The sequence below is a fragment of the Microbacterium mangrovi genome (assembly GCF_000802305.1).
GTDB lineage: Bacteria > Actinomycetota > Actinomycetes > Actinomycetales > Microbacteriaceae > Microbacterium > Microbacterium mangrovi.
Genome location: NZ_JTDK01000015.1, coordinates 74,370 through 92,289, shown reverse-complemented (window position 1 = coordinate 92,289; position 17,920 = coordinate 74,370). Strand labels below are relative to the sequence as shown.

The 17,920-nt window shown below is 72.4% G+C and carries 14 protein-coding genes; 6 read left to right on the top strand and 8 right to left on the bottom strand.

The genetic code is table 11. From position 1 onward, the window contains the following. Positions 1 to 28 precede the first annotated feature (28 nt). Both LK09_RS15560 and LK09_RS15555 read left to right on the top strand, forming a co-directional pair. The gene (locus LK09_RS15560; RefSeq protein WP_039401451.1) at positions 29 to 625 is read left to right on the top strand and encodes a cation transporter; all 597 of its coding nucleotides are present in this window, start codon (positions 29 to 31) and stop codon (positions 623 to 625) included. Between the two features lie 35 nt (positions 626 to 660). Beyond that, positions 661 to 1,152, top strand: a complete 492-nt coding sequence (locus LK09_RS15555) for a DUF6069 family protein (RefSeq protein WP_039401448.1) — start codon at positions 661 to 663, stop codon at positions 1,150 to 1,152. Positions 1,153 to 1,283: 131 nt separating this feature from the next. Here LK09_RS15555 and LK09_RS15550 read toward each other — a convergent pair whose 3' ends face one another. Continuing rightward, a complete protein-coding gene (locus LK09_RS15550; protein ID WP_039401445.1) occupies positions 1,284 to 2,447 on the bottom strand; it encodes an SLC13 family permease in 1,164 nt (387 codons plus the stop codon). 40 nt (positions 2,448 to 2,487) lie between these two features. Further along, positions 2,488 to 3,189, bottom strand: a complete 702-nt coding sequence (locus LK09_RS15545) for a lipoate--protein ligase family protein (protein WP_082008312.1) — start codon at positions 3,187 to 3,189, stop codon at positions 2,488 to 2,490. A 129-nt stretch (positions 3,190 to 3,318) separates the two neighbouring features. Between LK09_RS15545 and LK09_RS15540 the strand changes: the two genes are divergently transcribed. Next, positions 3,319 to 4,554 carry an MFS transporter gene (locus LK09_RS15540; protein WP_039401442.1) on the top strand — a complete coding sequence of 412 codons (1,236 nt, stop codon included), beginning with the start codon at positions 3,319 to 3,321 and terminating at the stop codon, positions 4,552 to 4,554. A gap of 106 nt (positions 4,555 to 4,660) precedes the next feature. Here LK09_RS15540 and LK09_RS15535 read toward each other — a convergent pair whose 3' ends face one another. The 3 genes from LK09_RS15535 to LK09_RS15525 all read right to left on the bottom strand — a co-directional run bounded on the left by LK09_RS15535 (position 4,661) and on the right by LK09_RS15525 (position 7,482). Next, positions 4,661 to 5,590: an MBL fold metallo-hydrolase gene (locus tag LK09_RS15535; protein WP_039401440.1), complete on the bottom strand. Its 930-nt coding sequence runs from the start codon at positions 5,588 to 5,590 to the stop codon at positions 4,661 to 4,663. An 82-nt stretch (positions 5,591 to 5,672) separates the two neighbouring features. Then, on the bottom strand, positions 5,673 to 6,794 hold the full coding sequence (locus tag LK09_RS15530) for an FUSC family protein (RefSeq protein ID WP_052226873.1): 1,122 nt from the start codon (positions 6,792 to 6,794) through the stop codon (positions 5,673 to 5,675). Between the two features lie 7 nt (positions 6,795 to 6,801). Beyond that, positions 6,802 to 7,482: an SDR family NAD(P)-dependent oxidoreductase gene (locus LK09_RS15525; protein WP_039401629.1), complete on the bottom strand. Its 681-nt coding sequence runs from the start codon at positions 7,480 to 7,482 to the stop codon at positions 6,802 to 6,804. A 118-nt stretch (positions 7,483 to 7,600) separates the two neighbouring features. Here LK09_RS15525 and LK09_RS15520 point away from each other — a divergent pair, with 118 nt between their 5' ends. Continuing rightward, the gene (locus LK09_RS15520) at positions 7,601 to 8,140 is read left to right on the top strand and encodes a dihydrofolate reductase family protein (protein ID WP_039401437.1); all 540 of its coding nucleotides are present in this window, start codon (positions 7,601 to 7,603) and stop codon (positions 8,138 to 8,140) included. A 274-nt stretch (positions 8,141 to 8,414) separates the two neighbouring features. Then, a complete protein-coding gene (locus tag LK09_RS20895; protein WP_052226871.1) occupies positions 8,415 to 8,981 on the top strand; it encodes a 4'-phosphopantetheinyl transferase family protein in 567 nt (188 codons plus the stop codon). Here LK09_RS20895 and LK09_RS15510 read toward each other — a convergent pair. After that, positions 8,941 to 10,308: a M1 family metallopeptidase gene (locus LK09_RS15510; RefSeq protein WP_052226870.1), complete on the bottom strand. Its 1,368-nt coding sequence runs from the start codon at positions 10,306 to 10,308 to the stop codon at positions 8,941 to 8,943. The genes LK09_RS20895 and LK09_RS15510 overlap by 41 nt on opposite strands. Further along, on the bottom strand, positions 10,305 to 14,231 hold the full coding sequence (locus tag LK09_RS15505; RefSeq protein ID WP_039401435.1) for a Pls/PosA family non-ribosomal peptide synthetase: 3,927 nt from the start codon (positions 14,229 to 14,231) through the stop codon (positions 10,305 to 10,307). The genes LK09_RS15510 and LK09_RS15505 overlap by 4 nt, the downstream gene beginning before the upstream one ends. Positions 14,232 to 14,557: 326 nt before the next feature. Between LK09_RS15505 and LK09_RS15500 the strand changes: the two genes are divergently transcribed. Then, positions 14,558 to 16,804: a Nal1-like putative serine protease gene (locus LK09_RS15500; RefSeq protein ID WP_039401432.1), complete on the top strand. Its 2,247-nt coding sequence runs from the start codon at positions 14,558 to 14,560 to the stop codon at positions 16,802 to 16,804. On the opposite strand, the gene LK09_RS15495 is transcribed toward LK09_RS15500, so the two are convergent. Then, positions 16,799 to 17,806, bottom strand: a complete 1,008-nt coding sequence (locus tag LK09_RS15495; RefSeq protein WP_039401429.1) for a LacI family DNA-binding transcriptional regulator — start codon at positions 17,804 to 17,806, stop codon at positions 16,799 to 16,801. The two genes, LK09_RS15500 and LK09_RS15495, sit on opposite strands and share 6 nt — an antisense overlap. Positions 17,807 to 17,920 lie beyond the last annotated feature (114 nt).

The window sequence follows — 17,920 nt, the reverse complement described above, 5'->3', positions numbered from 1 at the left end:
GCCACCCGCCCGCGGTGAGAGTTCGACAGTGGATGCCTCAGCCCTTCGCCGGACCGGCATCGGCCTGGAGGCCGTCACCCTCGCGTGGAACGTCGTCGGCGTCGCGGTGCTCGCCGTTCTGGCGTTCCGGTCCGCGTCGGTGGCGCTGCTCGGGTTCGGACTCGACAGCCTCATCGAGATCGGGGCGAGCGCCGTCGTCATCTGGGAGCTGACGGGCAGCAGCGAGAAGCGGCAGCGCGTCGGCCTGCGGCTCATCGGCTGGGCGTTCGTCCTGCTCGCCGCGTATCTGCTGGTCCAGGCCGTGGTCGCCCTCGCTGCCGGGCATCGGGCGACGCCGCTTCCCGGCGGGATCGCCTGGACCGCGCTCACCGCCCTGGTGATGTTCGCGCTCGCGTGGGGCAAGTGGCGCGTCGGGAGCAGGCTCGGCAATCCGGTGCTGCTCACCGAGGGCCGCGTGACCCTGATCGACGGCGTCCTCGCGACCGGCGTGCTGCTGGGCATCGTGCTCGACGCCGTGCTCGGATGGTGGTGGGCGGATCCGGTCGCCGGCCTCGTCATCGTGTTCTACGCCGCCCGGGAGGCCGTTCACATCTTCCGCGACCCGCCGGAGGACGCCGTCGCTTAGACCCGTCTGTGAGCGGGGCGCCTACCGTCGGGACGATGACCTCCACCGGCACTGCCGCCACTGCGCGCAGCCCGATCCTCACCTTCTTCCGGATCGACCTGCCCGGCGCGCGCTGCCAGCCGCGGGCGTGGAGATTCCTGGTGGCGACGCTGGTCGCCGTCGTCGGCTCGGTCGCGGCGTGCGCGGTGCTCGCCCAGGTGGGGATGCTGGCCTACCCGAGCACGCGCGGCTACGACCACTTCCGGTTCGCCGACTACACGAAGCTCACGGTGATCGGCGTCGTGATCGCGAGCCTCGGCTGGCCGCTCGCGGCCGCACTGAGTTCGCGGGCGCGCCGCCTGTACTTCTGGGCGGCGGTCGCCGTGACGGTGGTGTCGTTCGCCCCCGACGGGTGGATCCTGATCCACGGTCAGAGCCCGGCCGGGGTATTCATCCTCGCCGTGATGCACGTCGCCGTGGCGGTCGTCACGTACTGGTCCCTGGTGCTCATCGCCCCGCAGCATGACCGGGAGCCCGCCTCGCGCTGAGCGGGCCGCGCCTCGGGGTGCGGGGCGAGTGAGCATCTGGCACGAACGGCGGGTTCGACCGTGCATTCGTGACGGATCGTCGACAGGGCCGGATGCCTCGCCCGATGTTCGGCGCCGTACCGCTCAGCGCGTCACAGCATCCCGGCGCTCGCGGCGAGCGCCCACGTGGCGGCTGCCACCGTCAGCGGCGCCACGATCGCACCCAGCAGCACGTACCGGCGCCAGCGGATCTCCACGTCGAGGGACGTCAGCCGCTGATGCCACAGGAGCGTCGCGAGCGACGCCCACGGGGTGATGAGGGGGCCGACGTTGACGCCGATCAGCAGGGCGACCACGCGCACCGCGCTGCCGGTGACCGGCTCGAGGGCGAGATAGGCGGGCAGGTTGTTGATCGCATTGGCGCTGAGCATCCCGACGAACGAGAGCCGCAGCAGCGCGATCGGCGAGTCGCCCTCCCCCGCCACCCGATGCAGCAGTGCGCCGAGTCCCGCCGAGTGCAGCGCCCCGATGAACAGGAACAGTCCTCCGGCGAACACGAGCAGCCGCCACGGCACCAGGGCGAACCGCAGCGCCGAGCGCTGCCGCACGGCGAACACGACCCCCAGCACCGCGGCGGCGCCGGTGGCCGGCATCCACACCGGGATGCCGGACACGAGAAGCGGCACGAGCACCACCAGCACCACGGCCGCGGCCCGGAACAGCACCGGATCGCCGGGACGCCGGGCCACCCCGATCTCGTAGCGTCCGGTGAGCGACCGGCGGGAGAGGACGAACACGACGACCATCGGCAGCACGGCCGCCACCAGCGCCGCCGCCCACGTCAGCCCGGCGAAGGCGAGCGGCGAGATGTCGCCCATCGCGTGCTGGGCGAGCAGGTTGGTGAGATTGGAGACCGGCAGCAGCATCGATCCGGTGTTCGCCATCCACACCGTGGTGAGGGCGAACGGCAGTGGGCTGAGACCCACGTGCCGGGCCAGCACGATGGCGATCGGCGTCAGCAGCACGGCGGTCGTGTCCAGCGAGAGGAACACGGTGCTCGCCGCGGCGACGACGGCGACGAGCAGCCAGAGCAGCCACGCCCGGCCGCGGCCCCAGCGGGCGGTCGCCTGCGCCAGCACGGTGAACACGCCGGCGACGGCGGCCAGTTCGGTCACGACGGTGATCGCCGCGACGAACAGCAGGATCGGCCACACCCGGTTCCACAGGGCGACGGCGTCGGCGACCGGCATGACACCGGTCAGGATGGCGACGAACCCCAGCGCGAGGAGCACCGCGCCGATCACCCAGGACCGCATCGCACCTCCTCGACCCGCAGAATCGTATCCGGCTGCCGCGTCAGCTGACGAAGGCCGCCGCGAGCGCGGCTTCCACCGAGTCCCGGGCGAGGCTCGGGTCTTCGACGTGCATCGTGCCGAACGTGGCCGGGTCCCAGTCCAGCCCCAGCGCGGCGTTCACCTCGGTGAGCACCGCCACGAACCGGTCCACCGGGCCGAAGGCCAGCATCCCGCTCAGCAGCCGCGCACCGCGCACCGCTCGCTGGGACGTGCCGATCAGCTTCACGACACCCCGCGCGTTGATGCTGAACTCGCCGGGGCAGTACTCTCCCGCGACCTCGCCGAGCCGGGCATCCAGCCCGAGCTCCTGCAGGGCGTCCACGATCGTGTTGCCGGCCGCGGCGAAGAACCGCGTCGGATCGAGCTCGGCGTCGTCGCGGCTGATGACGTCGAACACCAGGCACGACTCGTCGTAGGCGACCGCCCGGCCGCCGGTGGGCCGGATCGCGGGCGTGAAACCGTGGCGGATCGCCGCCGCCCGGGCATCCTCGTACCCCGGCATCCGGCTCTCCCGACGGCTCATCGCGACCGTCGGCGCCGGGGCGACCAGGCGCACCACCCGCTCTTCGGCGAGCTCGCCGGAGGCCACGCGGCGCAGCAGATCCACCGAGGCATCCAGGTCGTCCTGCGGTTCGAGGGCGGATGCCTGCCGGATCACGAGGCCGGGAGCGGGGCGCAGGCGGGGGTCGTCGAATCCGGTCACTCCCCCATTCTGGCCGGATGCCCGCTCGTCACGGATTGCGCAACTCATGACCATTCGTGACGAGCGGCCTGGGAAGGTTTTCCGCGCGCGGGCGGAAGAACTCCGGGTCCGGGCGGGTTGGCCTTCCTCATGACCACCACCGCGCCCGTCCCCACCGTCGTCTCCCGGTCGGTGCCGCCGCGCCTGCGGTACGGGGCCCTGTTCGCCATGATGGCGATGAGCTTCCTGCTCGTCACCGCCGAGTTCCTGCCCGGCGGCGTGCTCACCGACATCGCCGCCGAGATCGGCGTCACGCCCGGCCAGGCGGGTCAGATGGTCACCGCGACCGCGCTCGCGGGCTTCATCGTGGCGCCCACCATCGGCCTGATGCTGCCGCGCCTGGACCGCCGCTCGCTGGTGGTGTGGATGGCGATCGGCGCGACCGTGTCGAACCTCGTCGTGGCGATCGCCCCGAACCTCCCCGTCCTGCTGATCGCGCGCCTGCTGCTGGGCGCGGCGCTGTCCGGGTTCTGGGCGATGTCGGTCACCGTCGCCGCCGGCATCGCCGGGCCCGAACGCCTCGGGCGCGCGATGATGTTCACCTCCGCCGGGGTCTCACTGGCGACCGTCGCGGGCGTGCCGCTGGGCGTGCTCCTCAGCCAGGTCGTCGACTGGCGGGGCGTGTTCGGCATCGCCGCCGCCGCGACCGCGGTGCTCGCCCTCGTGCTGCGCCTGCTGCTGCCGAGTGTCCCGGCCGAAGGCGCGGCGCGCCTGTCCACCCTGTTCGACACGTTCCGTCGCCCCGGCATCGGGATCGGCATCGTCGGGCACGTGCTGATCGTGTTCGGGCACTTCCTCGCGTACACGTACATCCGGCTGGCGCTCGCGCAGGTGCAGGATGCCGGAACCCCGATCACCGAGCAGACCGTCATCGTGCTGCTCGCCCTGTTCGGCATCGGCGGCTTCCTCGGGAACATCGCGATCGGGATCATCGTGGACCGCCGCTACCGGGCGCTCGCGGTGATCACGCCGCTCGCGATCGCGGCGGCCGTGGTGCTCATGATCGCCGCATCCGGCTCGCTCTGGGCGATCGCCGTCGTCGCCTTCGTCTGGGGCGTGTTCTTCGCATCGTGGCTGCTGATCGTGAACACCTGGATCGGACACCGGATGCCGGACCGCCTCGAAGCCGGCGGAAGCCTCGTGGTGATGGGGTTCCAGGCGGCGATCATGGTGGCGGCGGGCCTCGGCGGCATCCTCGTCGACGCCCTCGGCATCGGCCAGGTCTATCTCGCCGGCGCCGCAGCACTCGTGATCGGATCCGTGCTGTTCGCGATCTCCGGACGCATCGGCAGCCGGTCCCGCTCCGGCGCTGCGCGCGGCCGGTAGCGGGTTCAGGCCGACAGCGCCGGCTCAGCACGAATCGGTCCGAATCGTGCTGATTCCGGCGCATCGCACTGAATCCGGATGCCGAGGTCGCTGACCGCCCGCGCGATCAGACGATCGTGCGCAGTGGTCCGCCGTTCCAGGCGACCGCGTCGCGGAAGGCGGCGATGACGTCGAGTTCCTCGCCCCGGGAGTCCGCGTACGCCCGGTGCAGATTGAGCACGATCCGCTCGGCATCGGCCCAGTCCGCGAACTCGCCGAGGTCGAGACGCGTCGCCGTCTCGAACGGGGACGCGCCGGAGGCCAGCCCTCGATCCGCGGCATCCCGCACGAACGCGTAGTACCGCCGGTGCCGGTCGAGCTGCGGGGCGAGGTCCGCCCGCGACAGCACCGGGCCGTGCCCCGGCACGATCACGTCGGCGTCGAAGGCCGCGATCCAGTCGAGCACGGCGGCGGCGCCGGCGAGCGACCCCATGAACACGAGCGGGGTCAGGCCGGCGAACAGCAGATCGCCCGCGAACAGCACCGATTGAGCGGGCAGCCACACCACGGCATCCCCCGTCGTATGCGCGGCATGCCCGGGATGCCGCACCTCGACGCGGGTGGCGCCGCGGTGCACGGTGAGCGCGTGGTCGAACGTGAGATCGGGCAGGCGGCGCGTCACGGCGCCCCAGTCCGGCACCGGCGACCAGAACGGCGGGCAGCCGTCGATCACCGCGTCCGCGGCGAGCGTCTCGCGCATCCGCTCGTGGCCGATGAGGGTGACGTCGGCGGGAAGCACGCTGTTGCCGTACGTGTGGTCCCCGTGCGCGTGGGTGTTGACCGCCCAGCGCAGCCGCGAGGCGGGCCGCACCGCCGCGACGGCGGCGAGCAGCGCCGCGGTGCGATCCGCGGTGGCGCACGTGTCGACCAGCAGGTCTCCGTCGTCGCCGGCGATGAGTCCGGCGTTGTTCACCCACCACGTGCCGTCGCGCTGGACCCACGCCCAGACCCCGTCGCCGATCTCCTGCAGCTGCGCATCGCTCTCCACGACAGCCATTCAAGCGGATGCCCCCGGTTCCACCGACAAGACTTGTCCCCCACCGCCGCCATTGTCGTCGGCGGAGCGAATCGGACCGTCGCTAACCCACCCGGGCGCGCCGGGGGTGCACGATGCCCGAGGCGGCGCCGAGAAGCGCCCCCACCAGGGTGTCGACGACACGCTCGAGGATGAGCGCCGTGGTCACGACACCGGACGCGGCGCCCGCCGTGGACGTGATGATCAGCACCAGCGGCGTGATGAACACGAGGGCGAGCGCATAGTTGCGCACCACGAGGATCTCCACGACGTACTGGAGCCCGCCGAGCAGGAACGGAAGCAGCCACACCGGGATCGGGAGGAACGCCAGCCCGGCGAACAGGCCCGCACCCACGACCGTGCCCACCAGGCGCTGGTTGCCGCGCACGAACGCGGCGCGGCGACCGGCGTTGACGCCGATCACGGCGAGACCGGCGCACACCGTCCAGTACGCCCGGGCGGTGTCCACCAGCAGCACGCTGAGCAGCGTGCCGAGAACCGCGACGATCGCCACGCGGACGAGGAGCGCCCGGGAGTCGGCGTCGAGGCTCGGCGTCCGGGGCAGGCGGCGCACGGAATCCGGATCCGGACGCCGGACCGAATGCATGATGACGGCGGCGACCACCGCGATCAGGTACGCGATCGCGACCCCCGCCGCGAACGCCGCGAGGAACAGCAGCGGGTCGACGACGCGCTTCCCGCCGACGACGGCGGTCACGTGCGTCGCGAGCCCGTACACGAGCACGAAGAACAGCGGCCCCGGCGGACCGAGGCGGTACCCGTAGTGCAGCGCGCTCGAGACGATCGCGACCACCACGAGACCGATCGCGGCGACCGCCGGCCACGGGGCGACGACCGCACCGAGCGCCGCGCACACGAGCAGCGCCAGTCCGATGACGGGCAGGATCCGGATGCGCTGGGCGGGCGTCGCCCAGGCGACGTAGATGACGGTGAACGCGCCGGATGCCGCCATGAGCCCGACCGAGGGATGCCCCAGCAGCGTGAACAGCCCCACCGGCACGAACATCGACAGGGCGGCCTGGAGCGCCATCGGCCACCGCGGCGCGGGGGCGGGCGCGAAGGAGACGAGGCTGCGCACCCAGATGCGCGTGAGCGCCGTGCGCGGATGCGGGTGGTGATGCTCGGGGTGGTCCCGGGGCTCGGGTTCGGGCGGCTCGGCGGTCATCGCGGCCTCAGAGCCCGGTCGCGCCGCGCAACCGGTGCCCGACCGCGATCGACTCGCCGCTGATCGCGCCGCCGAGCGGCGACACGAGGAGGGCCACCAGGTCGGCGACGTCCTGCGGCGTGCACTGGCCGCTGCGGCCGCGCTCGACGTCGGCCGAGGGTGCTTCGACGACGATCCCGGGGCTGACGGCGTTGACGGTCACCCCGCTGCCGGCGACGGAGTCGGCCAGGTTCTTTGCGGCGATCACGACGGCCGCGTTGCGCACCGACCCGGTGATGTTGCCCGTGAGGAAGGCGTTCTGGCCGCTGATCCCGACGACGCGCCCGTACCCGGCATCCACCATCTCGGGCAGCGCCGCGTTGGCCAGGCGCAGGAACGTGAGGGCCTTCGCCTCGAAGGCCTCGAGCACCTGCGCCGGGTCGGAGTTGCGGGCGGGGTCCAGCGTCCGGGCGCTCGGCGCCGCGGTCACGACCAGGCCGTCGAGCCGGCCGTGCTCGTCCCGCACCCGGGCGAGGCCGGCCGCCACCGACTCGTCGCTCGCGGCATCCAGCACGATCCCGTCGGGCGCGTGCCGGGATGCCGGGATCGCCCGGGCTCCCTCGGCCCGCAGCCGCGCGACCACCGCGCTGCCGATCAGGCCGTGGCCGCCCACGACCAGGATGGTCCGGCCGTCGAGTCGAAGATCCACGTGCACTCCCCTTCTCCGCGGCCGGACGGCCGCGCCTGTTCCATTCTGGCCCGGGCGAAACCGCTCGACGCCGCCGCCCGGATTGACGAGAGGGGCATCCGGGGCGGACCATGGCACCGTGCCCCGCAAGATCGTCCTGTACGAACTGCTGTCGTTGGACGGGGTGGCCGAAGACCCCGACGCGTTCGTCACGGAGTGGGATGCCGCCCTGGACGCCAATCTCGGCTCCGTCATCGCGACGCAGGATGCCGTCCTCCTCGGCCGCCGCAGCTACGAGGAATGGGCGCGGTTCTGGCCGACGAGCACGATCGAGCCGTTCGCGTCGTTCATCAATGCGGTCGACAAGCACGTGGCCTCCGCGACTCCCCTCGAACCCGCGTGGGCGAATTCGCAGCGGATCGCCGAGGACCCGGTCGACTTCGCGCGCCGGCTCAAGGACGCACCCGGCGGGGACATCGGCGTGCACGCGAGCATCTCGCTCGCCCGGTCGCTGCTCGCCGCCGGCCTCGTGGACGAGATCCGGCTCGTCATCGCACCGCGCGTCGCCGGCCGCGGAAGACACCTGCTCGATGAGCTTCCGCCGATCCGGCTGGAGACGCTGCGCGTCGAGCCCTCGCCGGCGGGATACCTGCTGGTCGACTACCGCGTCGTCGGCTGACGCGGACACCGCCGCTCAGGCGGACCCAGGCGCGTCGACGCGCCGCCAAGGTCGAACGCGACCGGCGACGAGAGGAGCGCCGACCCTTTCTCGGCTTCCCCAGTGAGCCGCCCCTCGAGCCGGAAATCCCCTCTCGTCCTCTCGTCGCACGATCCGTTCTGCGGAGACAGTACGTCTCGGATCCTGGGCGAGTCAATGCTTCGCCGAAAAGTACCCGGATTCGTCGTGTGCGGCGTCGTTCCGCGGACATTTGCCGTCCCCCTAGGGTGGAGGCATGGTGGCTCGCGTCGGCCCGGTGGTCGTGGCCTCCGGCATCCTGGGCGGCAGGGGTGCGGGCCACGCACTCGGGCGGGGCATGCTCGAGGGGATGCTGCGCGCACTCGGCATCCCGGGAGCGATCTCCACGCACTGCGACGTGTGCGGCTCCGACTCCCACGGACGCCCGGTCACGGCCTCCGCCCTGCTGAGCGTCGCGTATGCCCCCGGGCGCGTGGTGGCCGCGGTGGCGCCGGCCTCCGCCGGGCGTGCGATCGGCGTCGACATCGAGGCGGAGCGGGATCCCGGCCCGATGGGCGAGCTCGCGGCCCTGTTCGCTCCGCACGATCCCCCCGACGTGCGCGGCTGGACGATGATCGAGGCGGTCGTCAAGGCGGACGGACGCGGGCTCCGGCTGCCGCCGCACCTGGTCGTGGCCGCGGACGAGCCCGGCGGCATCCTGCCGGCATCCCGCCGCTACAGGGTTCCCGGGCGCGGAACCCGCATCGAAGCCGTCGGCGTCCCCGCCCCGCCGGGGTACGTCGTCAGCGTCGCGATCGATCCAGGTTCGGAATCGGCGCGGTGATCGGCGCCGGCTCCTCGGTGGAGTCGGATGCCGGGAGCGCCGGCAGCGCCTCCTGCGCCAGCCACGACTCGAACAGCTCGTCGAGGCGGGTGCCCGCGTGCTCCTCGGCGAGCACGACGAAGTCCGTGGTGTCGACCGTCGCCAGGGCGTGCCGTGCCGACCACTCGCGCAGCACCGCGAAGAAGGCGTCGTCGCCGATCGTGAGCCGGAGCGCGTGCAGGGTCAGCGCCCCGCGCTTGTAGACGCGGTCGTCGAACATCGTCGACGGCCCCGGGTCGGCCAGCACCAGGTCCTGGGGCAGTTCGGCGAGCCGCGCGTGATGCGCGAGCGCCTTCGCGTGGGCGGACGGGCCGCCGGAGGCCTCCGACCACAGCCACTCCGCGTAGCAGGCGAAGCCCTCGTTCAGCCAGATGTCACGCCAGCGCCGCAGCCCCACGCTGTTGCCGAACCACTGGTGGGCCAGTTCGTGCGCGATGAGCCGCTCCAGGCCACCGACGCCGTCGATGTGGTTGGCGCCGAAGACGCCCATGCCGAGCGCCTCCAGCGGGATCTCCAGATCGTCCTCGGTGACGACGATCGTGTAGCCGCGGAAGGGGTACGGGCCGAACGCCCCGGCGAAGGCATGCATCATCCGGCCGAGGTCCCGGAAGTCGCTGCGCACCCGCGCCTTCAGCGCCCGCGGGTAGAAGACCCGCGCCGGCACCCGGTCGAGCTTCTGGGTCTCCTCGGTGTACCGCCCGATCTGCACGGTCACGAGGTAGCTGGGAGCGGGCGTGTCGATGCGGAACGTCCACACCGCCTTGCCGCGGATCACCTGCCGGATGCCGGGAACCGCGGTCACCACCGTGTACCCGGGGTCGGTCGTGAACGAGATCGTGTAGGTCGCCTTGTCGGCGGGGACGTCGTTGCACGGGAACCAGGTCGCCGCTCCCGTGGGCTGCGAGGCGACCAGGACCCCGTCTTCGAGCTCCTCCCAGCCGATCGTGCCCCAGCGGGTGCGCCGCGGCTTCGGCGCACCGGCGTACTCCACCCACACCCGCAGGTCGGTGCCCGCGGCGGCCGGCGCCGACAGCGACACCTTCAGCTTGTGGTCGCCCTGCTTGAAGGACGCCCGGTCGTCGCCGTCGACGCGCACGCGGGTGGCACGCAGGCCGACGAGGTCCAGGGCGAACGACTTCGTCTGCGCGACGAGGTGCACGTGCAGCACGGCCGTGCCGGAGAGCCGATTGGTGCCGATCCGGTAGTCGAGGGTCAGGTCGTAGTGGCGCACGCGGATCGCGGCATCGCCGCTGTGCGGCGTGTACGGGTCGACGTGCCGCCCGCTCACGCTCCGGTCTCCTGGTAGGCGCGCACCTTGACGGCCCGCCACGGGCCGATCGGGTTGCCGCTCCAGCGGCTTCCGGTGGGCACGGTCTCGCCGCGCATCACGAGGGATGCCGGTCCGACGGTGGCATCCGCGGCGATCGTCGCCGCGGGCAGGACCACCGAATGGGGGCCGAGCGTGGCGCCGGCCTCGAGGGTGACGGTGTCGATGCTCATCACTCGATCATGGAACAGATGCGTCTGCACCACACAACCGCGATTGACGGTGGCGCCGTCGCCGAGGGTGACGAGGTCGGGCTCGGGCAGCCAGTAGCTGTCGGTCCACACGCCGCGCCCGACCTTGACGCCGAGGGTGCGCAGCCAGATCGCGAGCGCCGGGGTCCCGGCCGCGGAGTTGGCGAACCAGGGGGCGGCGATCATCTCGGTGAAGGTGTCGGCGACCTCGGTGCGCCACACGAAGCTCGACCAGAGCGGATGCTCGCCGGCACGGATCGTGCCGACGAAGATCCATTTCGCGGCGGTGGTCAGCGCTGCCGCGACCGCTCCCGCGACGATCAGCACGACCCCGGAGAGCAGAATGGCCGCGACCAAGCCGATCCACTGGGTGAGGGCCGCGAGCGTCAGCATCACCGCGAGGCCGAGGACGCACGTGAGGAACACCGGCACGATGCGGCACAGCTCCCAGAGCCCGCGCGCGACGCGCAGCCCCGGGCGGGGCCGGTAGGTGCGCTCCAGGTCGGAGTCGTTCACGATGCGGCGCAGGCGCACCGCCGGCGAGCCGAGCCACGACGACCCGGGCTTGGCCTTCTCGGGCGCGACCGACAGCACCGCGATGAGGCCGTCCTTGGGCACGCGGTGCCCGGCGGCGGCCAGGCCGCTGTTGCCGAGGAACGCGCGCTTGCCGATGCGGGTGGGCCCGAGCCGCATCCAGCCGCCGTTGAGCTCGTACGTGCCGACCATGGTGTCGTCGGCGAGGAACGCGCCGTCGTCGATGGTCGTCATCGACGGGATGAGCAGCACCGTGGATGCCTCCACGTCGCGCCCGACGGTGGCTCCCAGCATCCGCAGCCAGACCGGTGTGAACAGGCTGGAGTAGAGCGGGAACAGGATCGTGCGCGACGAATCGAGCAGGCGCTCCGTGCTCCACGCCTGCCATGCGACCCGCCCGTGCACGGGGTGCACCCCTTCGACGAGCCCGATCGACAGCAGGCGCACCGCGAGCACCACGACGATCGCGAAGACGAGGCCGGTGAGCAGCACCGCGGGGATGAGCCACACGGCGAGCGCGGGAACGGCCGCGGCGAGGGATGCCGATCCGCGGGCACCGGCGGCCAGCACGATGCCGCCGACCGCGAAGGCGATGATCGGCAGCAGTCCGAGCAGCGCCGACGACGCCCCGTACGCGACCAGCCAGCGGCGGCGCACCGCCGGGGCGGTGTCGGCGAACGGCACGGACTTGCCGCCCACCCGCACGGCGGGCGACCCGGCCCAGCGCTGCCCGGAACGCACCCGGCCGAACACCGCCGACCCGGGTGCGATCTCGGCCCCGCGACCGATCTTCGTGCCCGGGGCGAGGGTGCTGCGCGCGCCGATCGTGGCATCCGCCCCGATCCGGATCTCGCCGATGCGCACCGTGTCGCCGTCGATCCAGTAGCCGGCGAGGTCGACCTCGGGTTCGATCGCGGCCCCGGCGCCGACGTGCAGCATCCCGGTGACCGGGGGGAGGCTGTGCAGGTCGACGCCCTTGCCGATCTGCGCGCCGAGGGCGCGGGCGTAGTAGACCACCCAGGGGGCTCCGGCCAGGCCCACTGGGTCGACCTGGTGCGACACCTGTTCGGCGAGCCACAGCCGCAGGTGCACTCCCCCGCCGCGCGGGTAGTCGCCGGGGCGGACGCCGGCCAGCATCCCGCGCGCGATGCCGGCGGTGATGGCCATGCGCCCGAACGGGGTGGCGAACACGACGAGCCCGACGAGGATGACCCACAGCGGCGCGCTCGGGAGGAACCCGAACCCGGGGGCCAGCTGCAGCAGCCAGCTCGCCGCCAGGAGCCACGCGACCCATTTGGCGCCGCTGAGCACGAACAGCGGGATGCCGGCCAGCGTCTGCACCCACTGCATGCGACGCGGCGTGGGGTGCGCGACGGTGAACTCGCGTTCGGCCTCCTCTTCGACCGCCTCGTCGTCGACGGCCTCGGCCATCTGTCCGAGCCGAGGGAGGTCGTAGACGTCGGCCATCGTGAACTCGGGCGCGCGGGCCCGGATGCGCGACACCAGCTGCGCGGCCGCGAGCGAGCCGCCGCCGAGCTGGAAGAAGTCCGCCGACTCCTCGTCGGGGCGGGTGCCGAGCACCGCGAACCACTGCTCCGCGAGCCACGCCGCCGTGCCGGAGAGGTGCGAGTCGGCAGCGCCGGTGTCGGTGAGCGGCCAGGGCAGCGCGGCCTTGTCGACCTTGCCCGAGGTGCGCACCGGGAGGTCGTCGACGACGGCGAGGAGCGGAATGAGGGGCGCGGGCAGCTCCTCGGCCAGCTGCGCACGGGCGACGGCGCGGTCGAACCCCTCGCCCGGAACGACGTACCCGACCAGCAGCGGCACGCCGGCCTCGGTCTTCTGCACCACGACCGTTCCGGCGGTCACGGCATCCAGACCCTGCAGGGCCGCCTCGACCTCGCCGAGCTCGATGCGGCGCCCGCCGATCTTCACCTGGTCGTCGACGCGCCCCTGGAAGAGGAGTCCCTCCGGGTCGGCGCGCACCATGTCGCCGGACCGGTACGCGCGATCCCAGCCGAGCGTCGGCATCGGCGCGTACTTCTCGGCGTCCTTGGCGGGGTCGAGGTACCGGGCCAGGCCCACGCCGCCGATGATGAGCTCCCCGACCTCGCCGTCCGCGACCGGTTCCCCCGCGGCATCCACCACGGCGAGCGCCCAGCCGTCCAAGGGCAGGCCGATGCGCACCGGGCCGTCGGCATCCATGAGGGCGGCGCACGCCACGACCGTGGCCTCGGTGGGGCCGTACGTGTTCCACACCTCGCGGCCCTCGCCGACGAGGCGCGCGACGAGCTCCGGCGCGAGGGCCTCCCCGCCGAAGATCAGCAGGCGCACGTTCTCGACGGTGTCCTGCGGCCACAGGGCGGCCAGGGTCGGCACCGTCGACACGACGGTGATCCCGTGCCCGACCAGCCACGGCCCGAGGTCCTCGCCGGCGCGCACGAGCGAGCGCGGTGCGGGCACGAGGCAGGCGCCGTACCGCCAGGCCAGCCACATCTCCTCGCAGGACGCATCGAACGCGACCGACAGGCCGGCGAGCACCCGGTCCCCGGGCCCGAGCGGGGCATCCTGCAGGTACAGCCGCGCCTCGGCGTCGACGAACGCCGCGGCGGAGCGGTGCGACACCGCGACCCCCTTCGGCACGCCCGTGGAGCCGGAGGTGAAGATGATCCAGGCGTCGTCGTCGACCGTGGGCGGCTCCGGGATGCGGATGCTCGTGGAGCTCGGATGCGGGTCGATCGGGTCGAACAGCACCGCACCGGAGGCCGTCGGGTCGGCGGGCGCGTAGTGGCCGCCGCGTCCGATGACGCCATGCACGTGCGCCTCGCCGAACACCAGGTCGGCGCGTTCCTGCGGGTCGTCCGCGTCCACCGGAACGTACGCCGCGCCGGCAGCGAGCACGGCCAGGATCGCGACATACAGGTCGCGCTCGCCCGACGGCATCCGCACCCCGACCCGGTCTCCGCGGCGCACCCCCTGATCGTGCAGGTGCGCGGCGGTGCGCCCGACGCGGACGAGCAGTTCCGCATAGCTCAGGGCACCTTCGGCATCCTCGATCGCCGACGCGTTCGGGTACCGCTTCGCGGTCTCGCGCAGGATGTCGATCAGCGTGCGCGGGTCCGGTGCCTCCGGCCTCCGGTCGTATCCGTCCTGCCTCGCCATGTGCTCCCCCGTCGCCCTCTCGGCCGTCGGGCGCGGACGAGAGGAAATCGGCCACATCGTACCGGGCCCCGGGAAACCGGTCGCGAACCACACCGCCCCGGCGTCCCTCCGGCCCGCTCCCCGTCCTCCTCTCCCGCTCGCTCTCCGTCCCGCCCGCTCTCCCGCCCGCTCCCCCGCTCGCCCCTTCTCCGCCCGCTCTCCCGGCTGTTCCGCTGTCCTGAATTGCGTCGTCCCGTGCGAAACAGGACAGCGGAACAGCCGACCCCGGGTGCGCGGGGGCGGTTGGGTCTATCCTGAGCCCGTCGACGAGGGAACGGGGGCCCGAGGTGGACGTCTTGAGCGGGGAGCACAACTTCGCGAGTCTGGGGGTGCGGGACCTCCTCGAGGCGCGCGACCAGTACCACTGGCAGCTGCTGAACAAGCGCAACGTGGTCGGCACGGCGGTCGGGCTGTACCGCATCCGCAAGACCGACCCGTGGCCGAGCGGGCACCGCCCCGCGACCCTCGCCTTCGCGGCGCGCCCGGTGAGGTCGGAGCGCACCCTGGACAACTCCGAGGTGCGCGACTACTCATGGCCGTGCGTGCTCGTGTTCGTCGACACCTGGGTGGATGCCGACGAGTTCGGCGCCTCGGCCGATCAGGTCCCGTTCGACGACATCGTGCCGCGCATCCTGTTCATGGCCGACGGCCGGGCCGTGCCGGTGTGCGTCGTCAAGGTCGATCCGGCCGCGCCCACCGAGACGCTTCTGCCGGAGCGCTCGTGGCCGGCGGGGCGCATCGGCGGCGGATTCCCGCTGATCTCGACCGTCCAGGGCGAGGAGAACCTGGCATCCGTCGGCGCACTCGTCACCGACGGCCACACCGTCTACGCGCTGACCTCCCGCCACGTGGCGGGCCCCCGCGGGCACGAGGTGTCGAGCATCCTCGCGGGCCGGCCCGTGAAGGTCGGGGCATCCAGCGCCCTCCAGCTGTCGCGCCGCCCGTTCTCGGACGTGTACACGGGCTTTTCCGGCCTGCGGACCTTCCTCACGCTGGATGCCGGGCTCATCGAGCTGGACACCCTCCGCGACTGGACCTCGCAGACCTACGGGCTCCCCCGCACCGGAGAACTCGCCGACCTCAACGAGCAGAACGTGACGACCCGCCTCATCGGCGCCGAGGTGCGCGCGTTCGGGGCGGCATCCGGAAGCCTGCGCGGCACGATCGCCGCCCTGTTCTACCGCTACCGGTCGATCGGCGGCTACGACGATGTCACCGACTTCCTCATCGCGCCCGATCCCGGCACGCCGTCGTCCCGACCCGGCGACTCCGGCACCGTGTGGCACCTCGTCTACGGCGACCGGCTGCGCCCGATCGCCCTGCAGTGGGGCGGGCAGACGTTCCTCGCCGGCGTCGACCAGAAGTGGAACTTCGCCCTCGCCGCCAGCCTGTCGACCGTGCTCCGGATGCTGGATGTCGAACTCGTCGTCGAGTACAACACCGGCGCCCAGCCCTACTGGGGAAAGACCGGGCACTACACGATCGCCGCCCTCGCGACCACGAGCGCGATCCGCAGCAGGAACCTCGCGACGCTGATGGCGGCCAACACCGACCGGATCAGCTTCGCGGTGGAGCGCCTGGACCACACCACGATCAACGACGACACCGTCGCCGAGAAGAAGGCCGGCGCCTTCCTGCCGCTGGCCGACGTGGCCGACCTCATCTGGAAGAACCTGCCCGCGAAGGTGAAGGGCGGCCGCGACATCCGCTTCAACGTGGGGCCGGAGCATCCCTGCCACTACGCCGACATCGACGAGCCACGGCCCGGGGACGGCAAGACCCTGCGTCAGCTGTGCATGGCCGACACCGGCAACGTCGCGGTGCCGGTCTGGCAGGACTACTACACGTCGCTCGGCCACACCGCCTCGGCGGATCGCGGTCTGCTGCCCTTCCGCGTGTGGCAGTTCTTCGATGCCATGGCGGCCGCCGTCAGCGCGAAGCAGCTGGATGCCTACCTCGCCGCGGCCGGCCTCGTGGCGCACTACGTCGGCGACGCCAGCCAGCCGCTGCACGGCAGCTATCTGAGCGACGGCATCCCGGGGGCGGGCGGCCGCAAGGGGGTCCACTCGGCGTACGAGTCGACCATGATCGACCGGCACGAGCAGGAGATCCTGGCGAGCCTCGACCAGGCTCTGACGAAGGGCCGGCGCCCGGCGCGCCTGCACAGCGGGCGCGAGGCGGCGATCGCGGTGATCAGGCTCATGGACAGCACCGCGAAGAACGTCCCGCCCAAGGACCTGGCGGATGCCTACGCCGCCGTCGCCCAGAAGGACGACGACACGTCCGTCGCGGTCACCGACGCCCTGTGGTCGCGGTTCGGCCCGGGCACGGTCGCGAACCTGGTGGCATCCATCCGGCTCCTCGGCGTCGTGTGGGAGAGCGCGTGGCTCGCGGGCGGGGGCGAGACGGCGTTCGATCCGGCCGACCTCGTCGCGCGGCCGACCGACGTGCTGCAGCAGCTGTATCAGGATCCGACGTTCGTGCCGTCCCTCGATCTCGACCACGTCGGGACGGTGCTCACCACCGGCTCATGAGCCCCCGGCCGGGGGCGCGGTGGTCCCGCGGACGACCAGTCGGGTCGACAGGCGCAGGTGCGTCTCGGAGACGGTCTCGCCGTCCATGAGGGCCACGAGCGTCTCGACCGCCCGCCCGCCGAGCGCCTGCATGTGCTGGCGCACCGTGGTCAGCGGCGGGTTGGCCTGCGACGCCTCGGGGATGTCGTCGAAGCCGACCACCGACAGGTCCTGCGGCACGCGCAGTCCGAGCTCCCCGGCGACCGCGATGATCGCGAGCGCCGAGAGGTCGTTGGCCGCGAAGATCGCGGTGGGCCGGTCGGACCTGGCGAGGAGCGTCGCCGCGGCTTCGCGCGCGGCGTCCGTCATATACCGCCCCGCGCCGATGAGGTTCGGATCGGCGGGCAGCCCGGCATCCGCGAGCGCCCGGCGGTACCCCGCCTCGCGCGCGAGCGACGAGCGCAGATCGGGGCGGCCGGCGATGTAGCCGATGCGGGTGTGGCCCAGTTCGATCAGGTAGCCCACCGCGTCGCGCGCGCCGCCGAAGCTGTCGGACTCGACGGTCGGCAGGTCCGCCGGCCCGGCGTGCGGGTCGATGGCGACGATCGGCACGTCACCGGACTGGGCGCCCACGACGCTCGGCGTGACCATGATGACCCCGTCGATCAGGGTGCCCGACAGGCGACTGAGCGAGCGGCGCTCCCACCCCTCGCGCTGGGCGTGCCCGGCGCTGTAGGCGAGCAGTTCGTACGGCTTGTCGCGCAGACCCGCGGAGACCCCCTTCAGCACCTCGGTGCTGAAGGGCTCGAAGTCGGCGACGAGGACGCCGATCACCCCCGATCGGCGGCTGCGCATGCTGCTCGCGATCAGGCTGGATTCGTAGCCCAGTTCCTCGACCACGCGCATCACCTTCTCGACCGTGTTGGATGCCACGCCGTACCGTCCGTTGACGGCTTTGGAGACGGTGGCGACCGAGACTCCGGCCGCGGCCGCGACGTCTCGGATCGTGGGGCGCATGGTCATGTGCTCGATGGTAACGGCTATAAAACGTTTTCGAAAACGTTTGACACATATTTGTTGGATCGTAAAACTTATCCGGACACAGCGCGGGGCATCCTCCCCGCCAAGCAGATCCAC